This window comes from Budvicia aquatica DSM 5075 = ATCC 35567 (genome assembly GCF_000427805.1).
Lineage (GTDB): Bacteria > Pseudomonadota > Gammaproteobacteria > Enterobacterales > Enterobacteriaceae > Budvicia > Budvicia aquatica.
In genome coordinates, this window is sequence record NZ_KE386590.1 from 1 (window position 1) to 17,586 (window position 17,586).

18 protein-coding genes and 1 pseudogene are annotated in these 17,586 nt (G+C 48.7%); 18 read left to right on the forward strand and 1 reads right to left on the reverse strand.

What is annotated here, in order from left to right:
- The 15 genes and pseudogenes from YWE_RS0125225 to YWE_RS29310 form a co-directional block, all read left to right on the forward strand.
- The coding region (locus tag YWE_RS0125225; protein ID WP_029096932.1) for an autotransporter outer membrane beta-barrel domain-containing protein at positions 1–2,116 on the forward strand (2,116 nt) is incomplete at its 5' end.
- Between the two features lie 154 nt (positions 2,117–2,270).
- A complete protein-coding gene (locus tag YWE_RS32225) occupies positions 2,271–2,450 on the forward strand; it encodes an IS1/IS1595 family N-terminal zinc-binding domain-containing protein (protein ID WP_428829308.1) in 180 nt (59 codons plus the stop codon).
- 118 nt (positions 2,451–2,568) lie between these two features.
- Positions 2,569–2,994, forward strand: coding sequence for a hypothetical protein (locus YWE_RS0125230; RefSeq protein ID WP_029096933.1), 426 nt, complete (start codon positions 2,569–2,571; stop codon positions 2,992–2,994).
- A 108-nt stretch (positions 2,995–3,102) separates the two neighbouring features.
- Complete coding sequence (locus YWE_RS28710; protein WP_036017128.1) at positions 3,103–3,561, forward strand: hypothetical protein; 459 nt, start codon at positions 3,103–3,105, stop codon at positions 3,559–3,561.
- A 169-nt stretch (positions 3,562–3,730) separates the two neighbouring features.
- On the forward strand, positions 3,731–4,744 hold the full coding sequence (locus tag YWE_RS0125240; protein WP_161628790.1) for a Wzz/FepE/Etk N-terminal domain-containing protein: 1,014 nt from the start codon (positions 3,731–3,733) through the stop codon (positions 4,742–4,744).
- A gap of 178 nt (positions 4,745–4,922) precedes the next feature.
- Positions 4,923–5,402 (forward strand): hypothetical protein, encoded by a 480-nt coding sequence (locus tag YWE_RS0125245; RefSeq protein ID WP_029096936.1) that lies wholly within the window; start codon positions 4,923–4,925, stop codon positions 5,400–5,402.
- A 302-nt stretch (positions 5,403–5,704) separates the two neighbouring features.
- Entirely contained in the window at positions 5,705–6,010 is a 306-nt protein-coding gene (locus YWE_RS28715) for a DUF2913 family protein (RefSeq protein WP_051323586.1), read from the forward strand.
- Between the two features lie 189 nt (positions 6,011–6,199).
- On the forward strand, positions 6,200–8,977 hold the full coding sequence (locus tag YWE_RS28720; RefSeq protein WP_051323587.1) for an autotransporter outer membrane beta-barrel domain-containing protein: 2,778 nt from the start codon (positions 6,200–6,202) through the stop codon (positions 8,975–8,977).
- Positions 8,978–9,103: 126 nt separating this feature from the next.
- Positions 9,104–10,153, forward strand: a complete 1,050-nt coding sequence (ansB, locus tag YWE_RS0125260) for an L-asparaginase 2 (RefSeq protein WP_029096937.1) — start codon at positions 9,104–9,106, stop codon at positions 10,151–10,153.
- A gap of 47 nt (positions 10,154–10,200) precedes the next feature.
- Positions 10,201–10,590 carry a hypothetical protein gene (locus YWE_RS28725; RefSeq protein WP_036017130.1) on the forward strand — a complete coding sequence of 130 codons (390 nt, stop codon included), beginning with the start codon at positions 10,201–10,203 and terminating at the stop codon, positions 10,588–10,590.
- Positions 10,591–10,686: 96 nt separating this feature from the next.
- Complete coding sequence (locus YWE_RS0125270) at positions 10,687–10,974, forward strand: hypothetical protein (protein WP_029096938.1); 288 nt, start codon at positions 10,687–10,689, stop codon at positions 10,972–10,974.
- A gap of 174 nt (positions 10,975–11,148) precedes the next feature.
- On the forward strand, positions 11,149–11,667 hold the full coding sequence (locus tag YWE_RS0125275; protein WP_029096939.1) for a hypothetical protein: 519 nt from the start codon (positions 11,149–11,151) through the stop codon (positions 11,665–11,667).
- 134 nt (positions 11,668–11,801) lie between these two features.
- A pseudogene (ansB, locus tag YWE_RS30015) lies at positions 11,802–11,945 on the forward strand (L-asparaginase 2); the annotation flags it as partial.
- 187 nt (positions 11,946–12,132) lie between these two features.
- Positions 12,133–12,444 (forward strand): hypothetical protein, encoded by a 312-nt coding sequence (locus YWE_RS28730; RefSeq protein ID WP_051323588.1) that lies wholly within the window; start codon positions 12,133–12,135, stop codon positions 12,442–12,444.
- 390 nt (positions 12,445–12,834) lie between these two features.
- Positions 12,835–15,669 carry an autotransporter family protein gene (locus YWE_RS29310; RefSeq protein ID WP_029096940.1) on the forward strand — a complete coding sequence of 945 codons (2,835 nt, stop codon included), beginning with the start codon at positions 12,835–12,837 and terminating at the stop codon, positions 15,667–15,669.
- Between the two features lie 118 nt (positions 15,670–15,787).
- Here YWE_RS29310 and YWE_RS0125290 read toward each other — a convergent pair whose 3' ends face one another.
- A complete protein-coding gene (locus YWE_RS0125290) occupies positions 15,788–16,033 on the reverse strand; it encodes a hypothetical protein (RefSeq protein ID WP_127526428.1) in 246 nt (81 codons plus the stop codon).
- Between the two features lie 213 nt (positions 16,034–16,246).
- Here YWE_RS0125290 and YWE_RS0125295 point away from each other — a divergent pair, with 213 nt between their 5' ends.
- From YWE_RS0125295 to YWE_RS28740, 3 genes are all read left to right on the forward strand, one after another.
- Positions 16,247–16,429 (forward strand): DUF3950 domain-containing protein, encoded by a 183-nt coding sequence (locus YWE_RS0125295; protein ID WP_029096942.1) that lies wholly within the window; start codon positions 16,247–16,249, stop codon positions 16,427–16,429.
- Positions 16,430–16,483: 54 nt separating this feature from the next.
- Positions 16,484–16,660 carry a YlcI/YnfO family protein gene (locus YWE_RS31155; RefSeq protein ID WP_099044112.1) on the forward strand — a complete coding sequence of 59 codons (177 nt, stop codon included), beginning with the start codon at positions 16,484–16,486 and terminating at the stop codon, positions 16,658–16,660.
- 286 nt (positions 16,661–16,946) lie between these two features.
- A complete protein-coding gene (locus YWE_RS28740; protein ID WP_051323589.1) occupies positions 16,947–17,237 on the forward strand; it encodes a DUF2913 family protein in 291 nt (96 codons plus the stop codon).
- Positions 17,238–17,586 lie beyond the last annotated feature (349 nt).

The window sequence follows — 17,586 nt, forward strand, 5'->3', positions numbered from 1 at the left end:
CACCACCGGTGGTACGGTCAATGGCAATATCACCGATGGCGCGACCATTGATGGTGACATTACCAACAGTGCTGGCAGTAATGGCAATACCAACGTGACGGTCGACAACGGTACCCTGAACGGCAGTGGCACCAATAACGGTGCCGGTGAGTTAGTGATTGATGTTGTCAATGGCGGAACGGTTGAAGGCGGCGTAGAGAACGGCGCAGGCAGTACCGGTGATACTACGGTGACGGTGGATAACGGTACGCTGAACGGTGGTGGCACTAACAACGGCTTGGGTGATTTAATCATTGATGTCACTCAAGGCGGCACGGTGAATGGCGGCCTGACCAATACCGATACCGGTAATATCGACTTTTCAGTGGATAATGGCGGTGCGATTAATGGGGGGCTGAACAACAGTGGTGACGGCACCATTACCGGGAATATTAACAGTGGCGGTACCGTCACTGGGGATATTAATAACTCGGGTAACGGCACCATTGACCTGGGCGTGAATAACGGCGGCACCCTGATTGGGGATGTCATCAACAGTGGTAACGGAAGTATCAGCCTGGATGTAAACGAAGGTGGTGTCTGGAGCGGTACTGGTCAAAATATCGGCCTGTGGGTTCACGGCAATGCCACCTACCTGATGCAAACCGCATCATCCAGTTTTATCTGGGTGAAGATGGACGATAACAGTACCCTTGACTTTGGTCAGCCGGGTTCAGCCCTCGCCCGCACAGCGGACTATTCTTCATTCAAAACCTTCTTGTCGACGGGGTATATGGCCCAAACCGATGGCGGTACGGGCACGATTAACATGTCAACAAACTTAGGTTTAGGCAAAGGCGATTTAGTCTCTGTCGATGGCGTGATGAGTGGCAACTATCAGGTGAATGTCACTAACTACGGCGTTGCCCCTTCAGCACCGAATGAGTCTTTACGGATTATTCAAGGTGGTTCGGGCAGTGATGCGCATGTCGCGTTAACCGGCAGTCAGTACCGGGATGCGGGCATGTACCGTTATCATCTGGTGCAGGATAATTCGGGTACCGGTTATTGGTTGGTCAACGGCGATGGTACCGGTGCGTCTTACGGTGGCGGCGATGATGACACGACGAAGAGCGGTAACGCCTATAATGCCGACGGGTCGTTCAATACCTTCGTACCACCGGACGCAGAGATGTTAAGTGACCTGGCTCGCATGATGAAAGGGGCGTCTGCCGCTCAGACCATCAGCTTATTAAACCAGTCTCGTAACGTGGCCAAGCATACCGATGGCTTACGTCTGGCCGGCACCAAAGGCGACCACGATGTGACCTTGTGGATTAACAACTTCTACACCAACACCGAAGTCGGTTCTGACGTGATGGGTCATAAGTTTAAAGTTAATACCAATGCCACCTATATTGGTGTGGATAAATCCTGGGATATCGGCAACAGCAATACCCTGATTTCAGGCGTATTCACCGGTGCGGGCATCACTGACAATCAGTACGGCGTCAATGGCAGTAGCGGGGATTCTGATATCTATACCGTTGGTGTTTACGGTATGTATGTCCATAACTCAGGTCTGTTTGCCGATGTGACGGCGCAGGGTTATCGCATTAAGACCAGCGATGATGCCTATACCGAGCAGGGTGAACAATCCTCTTACGACATGAGCAGCAATGCCGTGAGTTTGGGGTTAGATATCGGTCGGCGTTATGCCCTTCAGGATAACTTCTATGTTGAACCATCAGTTAAACTGGCTTACTTGCGTAACGGCAGTGATGAGTTTACGACGCACGGCACCAGTCAGATTAAGGTCAAGAAAGACGCCTCTGATGTGTTCCAGTATGGTCTGGGGCTGAATGTCGGTAAAACCATCACCACCAGTGCGCCGGATGCGTTTGTTCAGCCGTATTTCGGTCTGACCGTGTTAAAGCAGCACGTCAGCGGCGGGGAAGTGACCTCCAGCGGTACCACCATGAAGAGCGATTTAGACGGCTATCAGTTGCAGTCTAATCTGGGTGTGAACTGGCAGATGAACAAAAACAACGGTGTCTTCACGGAAGTGAATGCAGGTACCGGTGATAAGTTCAACAATGCCTTCGGTGTTGGCGTCGGTTATCGCTACAGCTTCTGATAATCGGTATGGTCGGTAGACTGCCTGCGGCATCAGGTCGCAGGCCTCGACCGGGATAACCTCACGGGCCCATTGTTGCTGAGAGCGTGATGCACAATGGGCCCTTTCATCGCCGGCGTAAGACCCCGGGGTGATGCACATAAGGTGTACTGAGATGATAGGTATTAAGAAGCCCTTTCCGAATTGTCCCCACTGCCACAAGCCCATTACTGTGCGCAAGCATGGCAAAGCGCGTAGCGGTATTCAGCGCTATTTTTGTCGTGGTTGTCATAAGGCCTTTCAGGATAAATATATTTATTTCGCTTACCGTGAGTCCGAGATGATTAGGCCCTGACAACGCGTCCTGATGAAATCACGGACTCGCGGGTTCATTATGCCATCAGGGGGCCATTACGGTCGCTCGTTATTAGGCTAGGTTATTTACTTGTTGATATAAAAAGGATTTTAATTTTATGAATATGACCGTCATGCTATTTATTGTCGCATGTGTTGCACTCTGCTTTTTTTATGTGCCTTACGCAAAGAAACAGCGGGCTCGGGCTTACGGTAAACTCAGCGCGCGATTAGATGACCCCAATACCGTCAGAGTGGCGCTGTGGATTAACCTTGAAAAGGTGAATGGTGAGGTATTTACCGGTGAATATCATTACTGGACGGCGATTAAAAAGGCGGTATTAAATCCAGACCCTGTCGGTGTGGCGCTTTTTGAACCAGGAACTTATGATTTTACCGTAAGCAGCAATACCGACCATAAATATCAAAATGTGAATATGCAGGTTGAAATGCTGCCGGGAGAAACTTATCAACTGGGCTGTAACGCCGATGGGCCTTATTTGGTGATTGACCCAGAACCGGCTCGTTATGATTATAAAAAGTAATCTCTATTTCTGATGAGGGGGCGCGACTACCCGCGCACCTTTCGGGATAAGTCTATTTATCTTGCTTACCGAGAGTCTGAGGTGATTAGACCCTGATAGCGCGCCCTGATGAAATCGCGCACAGGCGGGTTCATCACGCTATCAGGGGTTCACGGCCTGACCCGTAGCGCTCTGGTGAGTCAGGATGTCATCACGCTGTCGGCCCATGATTATTCACCGCGCCACCCTTATTGTGACGTGATGGCGAGGTCAGAAAAAAGGTCAGGGATTGACAGTGAATTTAGCGAGAAGGAGGGTGCCATGAGGATAATCGTGTGGGATGTGTTGATGAGTGGGTTTGTGGTACTGGCGATAGCCGTGGTGGTGCCGGTGCCGTGGTTACTGGCGAGCTCTCGGGGTGCCATGTCGGGGTTTGATACCCACTCAGCCGGCTGTGGCCCAACCGGTGCCCGGATGTTGAGTGTTGCGCCACCGATACCCACTTCACTCACGGCATTGTGGCTGATGCCACGACCCCGCGCCCATGACCATTGCCCGCCAAAGGCAGACGTGGTGCGTGTGGCGTAGGCGGTACAGCAACCACAACAATAACAGTAACCATAACAGTAATAGTAATAGTAATAACAATCACAGGCCAGGTCAGATGACGCGACGTCCCTGACTGGTCTGTCAATGTGCGGGATGTCCCGGTGACAGGGTTAGGGCGCATTCCCCTTAATGAGGGTTAGGTATGACGATGAGTGACATGACGCAACAACCGTTACCCCTCCCGGTGGACCCCGCGCCACCGGTGGACAGGCCTCGTCATCCCCACGCGTACGATGACGGCAGTGATGAGATGGACCGGTTTGCGCTGTTATGTCGGCTTTGGGGTAGCAAGTGGCTGATACTTCTGGTCACGCTGGTCACGACGTTGATAGTCGACACGTATGCATTGACCGCGACAGCACCGTGGACCGTCAGGGCCTACGTGGCACCGCCACAACTCGCCCAGCTTGAGGATTATCTGGCACGTCGACAGGCGGTTGACCGAGTGAGTGGCATTAACGCTGACCCACAGGCGATAGCCAACCATTTGTTTAGCCAGTTCACGCAGAGGATGGCCAGTCCGAATGAAAAACGGGCATATTTGTCGACAACGGACTACGCCAATCAGCAGACTGAGGGGATGGACCCGCAGGCCAGAGAGGCCTGGTTGACTGAAATGGCTGACAACGGACTGGTGGTATCACCGCCGGATGAAAAGAATACCTTGCCGTATTTTACGCTGTCGGTCTCGGCGGATAATCCCCAGGCCGCACTGGCGTTGCTGACCGATTACGTTGACCGCATCAATGACAAGGTGATGGCGAAAGATGAGGCTGAGTTTCGTCATCACGTTGAAGCCATGATATTGGCGCGTCAAAAGGCGCAGCAGGATATCAATAACAGCCTGCAAACAAACCGAGACAATCAATGGGGTGATTTGGCCCGGCCCAGCACGACAGTCCCCCTTATTGGGGGTGAAAATGACTCCGCGAATTCAGTCGGCCAGCGTGAGACCGGCAGGGTGCTGAATCTGCTGGAGCAGCTAGGTCAACAACCGGTGACGGCGCAGGGATATCGTTATGAGATGTCACCGGATGAGGATGTCAAAAAGGACAGGCCTAGCAAGGCGCTGATACTTGGCCTCGGTGCCCTGTTGGGCAGCATACTGGGTCTCGGTCTTGCTCTGGCATTGGATAGTGTGACCCGTTATCGACGAGATTAACTGAGGGTGTCTCAGCGACTTTTTTCTTTGAGGAATGTTAGCGCAAAAAATTAGAACGGATGAGGGTGAATTTATGGGTGCATAGGGAAATACCTGGCAAGTAATGACGCGAAGATAATGTTTTTTAGCGAAATTGATTATCTTGGGAAAATATTGGATAGGGAATGGAGTCGTACTGATGAGTCATCAAAAAAATAAGCCTGAAACCCCACTTTATAATGAACGTGATGGGATAATCTTTATGGCCAACTGGCCTGCCGCTGTTCGTTGGTTAAGCGTTATTCCAGTTGTCATTATTGTCTTTATTATGGTCCGCTTTCTCTTTTTTGGCACCGTACTCCATCTGTTAAGCCAGCATTCTGTGCTGCTCAGTAATTATATTGGCGCGTTCGCTACCGGTCTTGTTTATTTTAGCGTGGTCACTGTTGGAGCTGCTGCAGCACCGTATAAACGAAGGCTGACGGCGATGATTTTAGCCCTACTTTTATCGCTAAGTTTGCTGTATTTACTCATGGCTAATTGGGGCGCGGTGACCGAAGTTGGTGATATCCATGGGTGGGTGCTGTCCGTACTGGCGACGGTTTGTAGTATCTGTGGGGCGGTCTTCGGTGTCATTGGTACCCATGATGGGCTAAAAAAGGTATCGACAGGGCGTTGAGTTTACTGGAACCCGTGTGTTGGGTCTCGGTCTTGCTCTGGCGTTAGATGGTCTGACCCGTTATCGCCGGGGTTAAATTTCGCGCCAATATTGCTCATGTGATGATGTGCAACGCAACGAAAAGGGAACATCATGCCAGAGATAAAGCCGTATATCGCGCTCGCCATATTGATGTGTGTGTTCTATCTCGTCGCAGACTGGATGGCGTGGGTGAGATAGTTCGCTCAGGGACCGTGGACTGTGACGACGGCAAGTAGAAAAACAGACAGAGAAACAGACAGGGAAACAGGCAGGGGGTGACGATGACGAGCATAAAAACAACCGGAGACCTCGCTCACTTGATGTTTTGCGCATTAGTGGCATTGCATCTGGCTAGGCAGGACGGGCAGATGATGAACAGCGACTCAGAAAACCGGTTTCTGGTCGATTGGCTGGCTACGGCTCAGCGACAACAACGGTTCGCCAAACACATGGACACGGATATTCGGTGGCTGCAAGCCGTCGGTCGCCATCAGGGCGGACTGGTGTCGACGTTGACCTCGCTCTGGGTGCTCAGCACCGGGAGTCTGGTGCTAACGCACTCAGCCCCTGAGGGGTCGTTATTGTGAGTTCAGTGGCTAAAAAGGATGGGGTGTGCGGTTAAGCTGGCCTGTGATTGCTGAATAGGCAACAGGTCAGGGGGCACCTGACCTTGATGTCGATGGCAAAAAAACACGCGGCGTTGCACTATTTAACGTTGCCTGTGAATGGGGTGTTTTTTCCACCCCACATGTTATTTTTTTTGGAGTATCAACGGAATGAATATAAACCATTTCAATAAAAATAGTTTCACCCAGTGCCTCTTATCGATTGGCTTCATCCTGCCGTTTGCCGGGTCTGTTTCAGCCGATGCCAATGTGGCGTGCGGGGATGGTGCCACCCTTGCTGGGACCGTATTCGGGGGGACTTATACCCCTTCGAATAACTGTGGTAACAATGTCACCATTACGACCTCAGGGACCAAATACTCAAACTCACAAGAAACCAGTAATACCAATGGTATCTATTTCGCACAGAACGGGACTCATCCCGATTTTATTTTCGGTACCGGATTAACCGTTAGCACGACAGGGAATAATGTTGACCTGATTAAAACCAATGGGTCGTCGGGCGATTATGGTAGTTATACGGTTATGGTCGGTGATAACGCGACGCTGACGGCCACAGGAACCAATAGCAACGGCATTAATATTGCGCAAAGTGCTAACGCAGGCAGTGGCTACGGTCGGGTTTATCTCGGACAATCCAGTTCCGTTAACGTTAAGAGTGGTGTCGCTGTTCGCGTCAATTTAACCTCACAAGCCCCTTACTATAACTTGGCCTATATTGGTGATAATTCGACGATCCAGTCCGGTGGTACCGGCACGAATAATCAGAATGCCCTGGGCTATGCCGTGTATGCCGGCAACCGGGATGATGTATTAACCAATGGCACGGCCAGTGGGACGAATGCCGTGGCAATTATTGGTTCAGGCTCAACCATAAAAACCATCGGTAATAATGGTCATGCGGTGTATGCCAATAAAGGTGGCGTGATACAATTGCAGGGTAGCGCGGGTGCGGTGACAGTGTCGACCGACGGGGCGGGTGCGGATGCACTCAGGGCGGAGAAAAAATTAACCGCAGGCAACAATTTCAACGCCTTGGGCGGAAAAATAGAACTGACCGGTGATACCACTATCACGGTTGCTCAACCCGATAGTGCGTATGCGATGCATGCCTTGGGCGAGGGGTCGGTGATTGCCTCGTCACAGACGAATTATTATACCGGCAGTGTCGACAAGCTTTACGATGGGGCTGGCACGATGGTCAATGATGCCGCTAAAGTCACTGCATCAACATCCGGTATTTATCATATTACCGGCAATCTATTGGCGGAGTCAGGCCTGATTGATGTGACGATGACAGACACCAGTCATTTTACCGGTATCACCCATGTCGATGTCTATTCCTACAGCGATGCCGGTGGCGCAACGACGACCGATGAGAAAGGCGTCATCAATTTGCATATTGATGGGGCTAACAGTATTTGGAATATGGTGGGTGATTCAGAACTGACCCACTTAACGCTGACCGGCTCAACGCTCAAATACAGTGAGCCCTTAACCGGAACCGCCTTTACACCCAAAACGCTGACCGTTGATAGCCACTATAACGCCAACAACGGGACCCTGGTTCTCAATACGGTACTGGAAGGTGATACGTCTGCCACGGATAAACTGATTGTAAACGGTAACACGTCAGGTCATACCAACGTGTTAATTAACAATATCGGTGGGCAGGGTGCGCTAACAACACACGGGATTGAGATTGTTGAAGTTTACGGCAACTCTGTCGGCACCTTTAATAGCAGCGGACGCATTGTGGCCGGTGCGTTTGACTATTTTGTCCGTCCGGGGACGGCTATCAGCGGGGCTAACGCTAAGAACTGGTACCTGATTTCTGATGATAGCCCGACCATTCCCCCCGTTATTCCTCCGGTAGACCCGACGCCGGAGGTCCCTGAGGTGCCGGTTATCCAGCCCGTCGCACCGGAATTACCCACCACCCCGGTGGTGAATGCCCCAGTGTACCGCCCGGAAGCGGGAAGTTATCTGGCTAACCAGGCCGCGGCCAATACCTTGTTTATGACGCGCCTGCACGACCGCCTCGGTGAGACGCAGTATACCGATATCCTGACCGGGGAACAAAAAGTCACCAGTTTATGGATGCGTCATGTCGGGGGGCATAACCGTTTTCGTGATGAGAGTGGGCAGCTCAAAACCACCAGCAATCGTTACGTTCTTCAGTTAGGCGGCGATATTGCGCAGTGGTCAAATAACGGTTTAGACCGCGTGCATCTTGGTGTGATGGCGGGGTATGGCAGCAATAACAGTAAAACCCAATCTAACGTGACGGGCTATGCCTCGAAAGGCAACGTCAACGGCTACAGCGTGGGTGTTTACGGAACGTGGTATGGCAATCAAGCCGATAAAACCGGCGTTTATGTTGATAGTTGGGCATTGTATAACTGGTTTGATAATGACGTGAAAGGGGATTATTTAGGTACCGAGAACTATCAATCCCGCGGTGTCACGGCGTCTGTTGAAAGTGGATACACGGTTAAACTGGGACAGCATGAACAGGACACTTACTGGTTACAACCTAAGGCGCAGGTAGTTTGGATGGGCGTCAGCGCTCATGACCGTCGGGAGCGTAACGGGACCGAGATTTCGCATGAGACTGACGCGAATGTGATGACCCGTTTGGGCGTGCGGGCTTACATGAACGGGCACCACCGGAGTGATGACGGTAAGGACCGCACATTCCAGCCTTTTATTGAGGCAAACTGGATCCATAACACAGAAAGTGACACCGTCAGGATGAATCATGTCAGCAATCGTCAGGCTGGCGCTAACAATATCGGTGAGTTAAAAATCGGTGTGGAAGGTCAACTCAATATGCGCCTGAACGTGTGGGGCAATGTGGCCCAACAGCTCGGCGATAAAGGCTACAGCGATACCCAAGCCCTGCTGGGCATCAAGTACAGCTTCTGATAGGGGCAATGATGATGGGCGTGGTGATGGGATAAGGTGTTAAGCATGACAGGCAGATTGAATAAGTTACTCATTCAGTTTACTGAACTTTTTATGATTCAATAACGATAAATTAGGAGTATAAGCATGTCAGTTTTTAAAAAGTCTACCCTAGGTGCATTGTTATGTTGTTTCACGCTGCCGGTACTTGCTGGGTTACCCACCATTACCGTCTTGGCGACGGGCGGTACCATCGCCGGCGGGGGCGCATCTGAAACTCAGTCAGCCTATGTGTCAGGGAAGTTTGGTGTGGATAAATTGGTTGAGGCCGTCCCTCAGCTAAAAGATATCGCAAAAATCAAAGGTGAGCAGATAGTGAGTATCGGCTCTCAGGATATGAATGATGCGGTATGGCTAAAGCTAGCGAATACCATTAACACACGCTGTGCCGAGAGTGATGGTTTTGTGATTACCCANGGTACGGACACCATGGAAGAGACCGCCTACTTTTTGAATCTAACAGTGAAATGCAATAAGCCGGTGGTGATGGTCGGGGCGATGCGCCCGGCAACGGCGATGAGCGCTGACGGGCCGTTTAATCTTTATAATGCGGTGGTGGTTGCCTCGGATAAAAACTCGGCCGGCCGGGGCGTTCTCGTGTCGATGAACGAAGCGGTGTTGGATGCGCGAGATATCACTAAAACCAGCACAACCGCGTTGCAGACTTTCCAAAGTGTTAACTATGGTGCGCTGGGCTATATCCATAACGGCAAGGTGGACTATCAGCGCACGCCGGGTCGCAAGCATACCACTCAATCCTCATTCGATGTCAGTTCACTCACGTCATTACCGAAAGTCGACATTGTGTACAGCTATGCCAATGCCTCGGCAGCACCGGTTAATGCGTTGATGGCGGACGGAACTCAGGGCATTGTGACGGCCGGTGTCGGTAACGGTAATCTTTATCATACCTTATTCGATGCGTTGGTTCAGGCCCGAGGAAAAGGGATTGCGGTGGTGCGTTCATCACGCGTACCGACCGGCTCAACCACGCAGGATGCTGAGGTTGACGATGTTAAATATGGCTTTGTGGCGTCAGGGACGTTGAATCCGCAAAAAGCGCGGGTGTTATTACAACTGGCCTTAACCCAGACCAAAGACCCGGTGAGCATTCAGAAAATCTTTAATGAATACTGATTGATTTAGCCTAGTTTATGTTCACTCATAAACTAGGAATTCTGACAGTGATTAAGAATAAAACGTTGATGTTGATTTTAGGTATTGTTCTGTTGTTAGTGGGGGGCTTTTTGCAAATCAAATCCCCCATCTCATCGGCAGATATAAACTTATGTCAGCGGGAAGTTGCGGTTAGATATGGCAGCTCTAATGACAGCACGAAGAAAATGCTGTCAGATAAGTGTGAAAGCGATGTTGGTTATGTCGCTTTAATGACCTCGGATGCCAGTTCAGCTAATCAGGCCGCTCAGGTAATTTCAGCCGCGAACAGTTCTTCTCTGGGTTCAGGAATGTTAAGCCTGTTCTTGTTGGGAGTAGGCCTGGTTTTTACTTTAGTGGGTGCGGTAGCTGTCATTGCTCAGAGAAGAAACGCACGCAAGAAATTATCAATAAAATGAATCGCCGATTAACTCAGTCCGGAGTTGAAAGCGATCGATACCCCGTGTAGATGGGTTGTCATATTACCTGTTATTTTTTTATGGAGAGCTAGGATTATGGAAAATAGAAAGGAATCTATAATTGTCATTATTAATAAGATTAAGTCAGTGGCTATTATTGTTGTGGGAACGTGTATTATTGCCTTTGCAATTAAAAATTATCTTGACTGGAGCAGTTCAGCGCTTGGTTTAGTGAATATTCGTGTACCTAGAGTTTTATCTTATCTCTATGATGCTTTAGGTTTTGTACCGGGAAGCATACTGCAGATTATTATGGGACTGTGCGTTATTGGCTATGGGATTTTTGTTTTTAAATCTACGAATAAAGCAAGAAACTCATCTTAGTAACATGAGATTTGCATTATGAATGTGGGGCTGTTTAGTTAGATTTATAAATCTATAAATGAGCCCATGCCTGAGTGATATAACTGAAGTGCTTAGCAAATTTGAGCACTTAAATCGAGTTCTAACAATAAAGCATTTTTCTGTTTGGTCTATAACACACCTTAAGGACAAGTAATGAACAAGCTCTCTATTACCCTTCTGCTGCTGGTTTTGTCTGGTTGTGATAGTCAGGGATCATCAACAACGCCAGCCTCCGTAGGCAACTTTAATGCCAAGCAGGAAACGCTCTCTGTTTCTAATGACAGCGATATTAAAAGTGATTTACTCGCACTGAATGTTGTGATGAATTCTGCCAATAGCGAGTCTCTCAAGCTAAGAGAAGAGGTCACGAAAGCTAGCCGTGACGGAGATATGAATGCAGTCAAAGAGGTGATGAAAAAATCCGGCACACTGCAACAGTCGGTTAACGATAAGCTGATAGCTCTGACACTGAGAAGCCAAGAAGTGCAAGCTGTGCGCATCAAGATTATTGAAGGCAATATGAAGGCGATCAAAATGACTGAATTAGTGGCTAAACAGCCACTGTCGGCTGAAGATCAGAAAGAACTGGCATTGCTTGGGAAACAGTCCGTCGCATTGCAGATGTCAACAGGTCAGCAATTGAACCAGCTAAACAGCCAATATGGGCAGTAATAATATTTCTTTTTGCGGTTTTGATGCCGTGTGGATCATGATGAGGTTATTAAAAATATTATGAATTTCCCCAGTGGAAAAATGACAAAAAAGAATTAGTCCAAATACTTAAACATCTAGGATAGCATTCAAAAAAGGATGCTGAGGTTGACGATGTTAAATATGGCTTTGTGGCGTCAGGGACGTTGAATCCGCAAAAGGCGCGGGTGTTATTACAACGGGCCTTAACCCAGACCAAAGACCCGGTCAGCATTCAGAAAATCTTTAATGAATACTGATTGATTGAATCGGGTGTACGTTCATCCAGGTCGGCATTATCGACAGATGATGTCGACCTGTTAGGTGAAATTAACATCACGTTGAGGGTCATATTATTGACGCATCAACAATAATGCGTGATGTCATGACGTTGAACAAAATCATTGTTCAAATTTAATAGTATTTAACTTTCAAGGAAATAAACTGATGAAATCGACGCGTATTATTCTTTCTGCTGCTGTTGCCCTCTCTTTATTCGCGTTAAGCGGTTGTGGTGAGAAAGAACCGGCTAAGGCGGATAACGGATTGCCGGCTGAATGTAATGAGTACGTCACTACGGTCAATGCCTGCGTGACCAAGTTGAGTAAAGATAATAAAGCCATGGGCGATCAGTTTAAAGCTCAAATGGATGCAGCGACGGGAGCCTGGAAACAAATGAGTGATAAAGATGCGCTGAAAGCAAGTTGTAAATCGGCGATGGATGCGTTTAAACCCGCGTTAACGCAACTAGGCTGTTAATCAAGGTATTACGCCGTCATATCAACGGTCTGTATTACGGCGTGATGAGACCTTATTGATTTTTCGATTATTATCGGTATGGGTAACCAGCGGATTGATTTATCTCTCTCTGGTTACCTTCACGATGACGGGCTTTCCGTCGGTTGTGTGGTAGTGAAATAGTCGTTTCCTGATGCTTCACCGCATCGTGACTTAATTCCTATCGCCTTCAATATGTTTTGAAACAATCAATGGTTTTACTCAATACGTTGCCTGATTTATCATCATTGATATAAATAATATAGAAAAAGAGAGATATCAAATTGTGGGTGGTCGGCTTTTAAGGGTGTCGCAAGTTAAATAGAAATAAAATATATCACAAGGATTTATGGATTAGAGGGAACGGTAAAAATGAAACCATTTAAATTAAGTAAAAATAAAATTACAGCCCTATTATTTCCCTTGGCAATGGCTGGCGTCAATACCGCCTTTGCGGCTGATATTAACTGTGCCGGGACATTGTATTATTGCGGAACCCAAACTGGCGATAATGTAACCGTGACCTCCACGGTTAATGCCAGTATAACCCCTTCTTTGCAGGGATATGGTGTGTATTTGAATTCAGGCGGATATAGCCTGAATGATATCAGTGTGACCACGTCGGGAAGTGCGTCTGATGCTATTTTTAGTAACGGGAATAGCGGAGGATATTTTCTATCCACAGGTACGGTCACTATCACCACGACCGGAAATAGTGCTGACGGAATTAACCTTGGCGTCAGAGGCGGGCCCGGAAGTTCGTCGACTGACGTATCAACGAATATTGCTATACTCAGCGGTGAGGGGGGCAGCATTATTGCGCAAGGTATGGGGGTGCGCGCCAATAATAATTTAGCCGAAGGGTCTCAATCGATTATTATCCTGGGTAACAATTACACAATAAAACAAACCGGCACTTCCGTCGATAATGGCACGGAAGGGAATGGTTATGCGGTCTATGCGGGCAATAGAGATCAAGATATCAGTGGGTTCGGGTTTTCGGATTGGCTTTTAAAAGGCTATCGAAATAATAATAAAGGGGATTCAGCGGTATTTATCGGTGATAATGCCATTATCTCTTCTGCCGGAAAATCCACGGCCAGTTATAAAGGTGCCGCGGTTTACGCAAATAAAGGGGGGGTTATTCAGCTTGGCAATAACACTTCAATCACTGCCGCCGAGGGTGCTTATCATTTATTTGCCTCAACCGAAAAACAAAATGCAGGTAAAAATAATGTCGGTCAAGTGGTTGAGGAACGACCGGGGACGATCCTGTTAAAAGGGGATACCACGGCGAATAAAGAGGGGAGTATTACCGAGACGGTATTCCAATCTAAAGGTGTGGGTTCAATGATTAAAAGTGGGTATATGAATTATACCTATAATAATACTGACGTTATTATTGATAATAATATCCAGTCCTCATCCGGACAGTTTATTGTCAATGGTGGCATGTCGGCGATTGAAGGCGGAACGATTGATTTAAATTTTGATGATGGGTCTCAGTTTATAGGGTTCTCAACGAAAGATAGCGCGTCGACCATTGATTTAGTTGTTCAGGGGGCAAATAGCCGATGGCAACTGACCGATGACTCACAATTGAGCACGCTGACGTTGACCCGCGGCGCCGTGTTAGATGCCACCGGCGATGTGCTGAATTCGGCTAAGTATGATTTCACCTTAAAAGGGAACGTTATCAATGATGGCGGAATGATTACGTTATCGGATACGAATAAACAATATAATACGCGATTAACCCTCGACGGTGATTATTCCGGTAACGGTGGCATTATTCAAATGAACACGGAGTGGAATGCACCCGGTGGGCTGAATGGTGAGGACTCGTTGTCTGACTTATTCATCATTACAGGAAGCGCCACGGGCACCACTCAAGTCGTCCCGATTGGCAAAGCGGGCACTGAATCCTTTATTGATGGTAATATTCAACAAGTCAAAAATAGGCTCAATACCCTCAATGTCATTGAAACCGGCAGTACGGTAGACGGTGCATTTACGGGGACTGGACGGACAACCGGGGCTGGCGAAGCTCAGTTAGTGCGCGATGGCAATCATTATCGCTGGACGCTGGATGTACTGATTGACCCGCCGACACCGCCGGTAGTGCCAACAACCCCCGAGGGAGTTCCAACCATACCGGTGATAGAACCCACCACGCCCAAGGTAGAGCCAACAATACCCAAGGTTGGGCCAACGATTTGGGCTCCGCAAGTGTCGGGCTATGTGCAAATGCCTCAGGCTAATCTGGCATTAAATTATGCCACGCTGGGCACGTTGCATGAGCGAGTCGGTGAGAACCAAGCGTTAGCCTGGGATAATTGTGCCACCTGCGGTGGGGCGGTTGATGCCCAAACCTGGATCCGTATTTTTACTCAGCATATGGAGATTGATGGCCAAGAACGCTTAAGCCGGGACAGTAATATGTCTATCTTCCAAGCGGGCCATGATATTGATATTCGATATAACGACGAGAATGGTTCCCGTCGTCATACGGGTGTCATGGCGTCATACGGCCACGATGAGAATGATTTCTATGACCGTTATCGTGCAGAGAATGGTCTCCTCGCCAGTAACAAATCTACCGGAAAAGGGAAAACGGACAGCGGAACTGTCGGTGTATACTCCACCTATTACACTGACAAGGGGGGGTACGTAGATGTGGTGGGTCAGGCTTCCTACTTACGTAATCAGTATCAGGCTCGTAATGGTCCGGATGTGGGGCAGAATGGTTGGGGAACGGCGCTTTCTGCCGAAGCCGGCCGTCCTTTTGTCCTGCAAGATGGCCCATGGTTAATTGAGCCACAGGCACAGCTGATTTATCAATACTTGCATCTTGATAGCATTGATGACGGTATTAAAGTGGTGAAACAAGGTGACAATCATGGTGTTCGTGGCCGTGTTGGTGCCCGTTTAGCGTATAACCGACATCATGAGGCAAATCGGACTCAGACATTCTATGGTATTGCCAACGTTTGGCATGACGGTCATTCAGCGAAAGCCATTCAGATGGGTCGTGATGTTATTCAAGAAAAGTATAACCAAACGTGGGGTGAGGTTGGTTTAGGTTTACAGATACCGGCGAGTAAAGATGCCTACGTGTATGCCGATACCCGCTATGAGCATGCATTGGGTGGCGATAAGCACGAAGGGTACCGCGCCACACTGGGCTTCAAGTATACGTGGAAATAAGGGCGTTGGGTGGTCCAGATGCTATATTCTGGACCACTGAGTCAGCGTTGCGTGTTTTTACCTCAGTCGGTCACCGAGGTTGAAACGCCGCGTTATTGAGTGATATGGGTCAATCAGGTTAGTGGATTGGCGTCGTTATCACGGTGTTTTGTCGGCCCCGACGAGCCACCAGTGCAACGGCAATATCATTCGTCGTCGGGGCAATCTGTCGTAACGTGCGATCGCTGATATCTCCACGGATATCGACCTCATCTTTTACCGTAGAATATTTGAGGGCAGATTGCTCGGCGAGAGCAACCAATATCTCTTGCATCATCTGGCGTGATTTTCCGCTTGTTTTGACGTTGTGTGGTTTTATGGTCATTCTTTAGGTCAATTGTACTCTCGAATGGCGGCATTAAAATCGTTCAATCAATGACTGGTTAGTCTATATCCGTTGATAATGAAATTAAAATAAAGTCGAGCGGTTGCGTATAGACTGTGTATTTTAATCACTGCGGGGCGTTACTTGTTATGACCATCACCGATAAATTGGGTCATACCCATAAAACTTAAATTATTATAGTGGTATGAACGAATGCAAGGGAAGAATTTGAAGAGCAAAACTGATCGTTCCGGTAGTACACGAAAAATTATTCGCTTTGAGGATGCTTTATTGGCACAAATTGAATCCGTTGTAGGACGTGGCAATTTCAGCGCATGGGTCAAAGAAGGCTGCAGAGAAAAACTACGTAGATTAGGCATTGAACCTAAAAGCTGAGGCCAACTCGCCATCAAGTGAACTCACCCCCACCCACAATAGGTGTCCTTCGTTATGACGACAAAAAACAAATCACGGAAACCAGCGCCTCGCGTTCCGAACGAAGTGACCGCCTCAATCGAGCCGGTTAAAGAAGATGACGTTAATGCAGATCAATTTATCTCAACCTCAATGTTGGGCGAGATCAGACGCCGGCAGCGCAGAAAACCTAAAGATACACCGGTGGGCTGAACTATGTGCGTATTAACATGAAGACGATCACTCAATAACGGTATTGTGACAGAGGGTATGGCCGTTACCGCAGACGCTAACCCCGCGTTGTGATAGGGCAAGGTACACCAAACCACGTCATTGCCACATTATAGTAGGGAAAATGATGACAGAGATAAAACCGTATATTATCTTCGCGATTTTTGGTGGTGTGCTCTATCTGATTACCGATTGGATGGCATGGGTGAGGTAAGCCCATTCAGGGGAACCGTAGAATTGGAGAGCAATATGATGCCGCTAATTGACCATGACTGACGTTAAAACAACTCGGGACCTCGCTCACCTGCTGTTTTGTGCGCTAGTGGCGTTGCATCTGGCTAAGCGGGATGGGCGTGTAATCCATATTGCGTCAGAAGACTGGTTTCTTGTCGATTGGCTGGCTACGGCTCAACGGCAAAAACGGTTTGCCAAGAACATGGCGGCAGATATTCGGTGGTTACAAGACGTTGGACGCCATCAGGGCGGCTTGAGGCGGCATGTGGAGGCGTTATGGGCTATCAGTACGGCAGGGGCAGGTAATGATGCAAGCAAGACTTGATTACAGCGCATCAGGCTCCTTTTTTACGGTATTTTACGGTATAGCGGATGGGATGGCGTGGGTGAGATAGCTGAACTCTCCCACGCGTCAATAAATACGCCGGGATGTGTTGCATGGCAACCGGCACAAACAATACTCACATGGACGCTGTTTTCGTCACTCAGGACAACATCATGAAAATCAGGATAATCAATACCGTCGTGACGGCGACAGTCAGCTGTGTTTCTCTCTTGCTTGTGATGATGAGTCTGGGGGCACAGGCTCAATCGGTATCGACGCAAAGTATTAAAGGGCGCGTCCCGACGGCCAGCGGTAATATTCTCATTCAGGGGCCGGGAGGTCTCGTGAT